Origin of the sequence: Pseudomonas sichuanensis (assembly GCF_003231305.1) — a bacterium.
GTDB lineage: Bacteria > Pseudomonadota > Gammaproteobacteria > Pseudomonadales > Pseudomonadaceae > Aquipseudomonas > Aquipseudomonas sichuanensis.
The window spans coordinates 1-256 of record NZ_QKVM01000171.1; the positions used below are offsets into that span (position 1 = coordinate 1).

Here is a 256-nt window from a genome sequence, read left to right on the forward strand (position 1 = left end):
AGCATCAACTTCGCCCTGGGCAGCGAGACCCTGCAGCACACCGATTTCAGCCTGCCCGGCCCGTTCCCGATCACCTGGACCCGCACCTACCACTCGCGCCTGGCCGCCCTCGACAGCGCCAGCCTCGGCGCCCGCTGGATCACCGCCTTCACCACCTGCATCGATGTGCAGGACGATGGCTTGCTGCTGCACGATATCGACGGCCGCAGCCACGCCTACCCGCTGCTCAAGGTCGGCAAGACCCATTACGACGCGG

1 protein-coding gene is annotated in these 256 nt (G+C 67.2%); it reads left to right on the forward strand.

Translation table 11 applies throughout. The features are described from left to right. The coding region (locus DM373_RS28595) for a DUF6531 domain-containing protein (protein ID WP_157966926.1) at positions 1-256 on the forward strand (256 nt) is incomplete at both ends.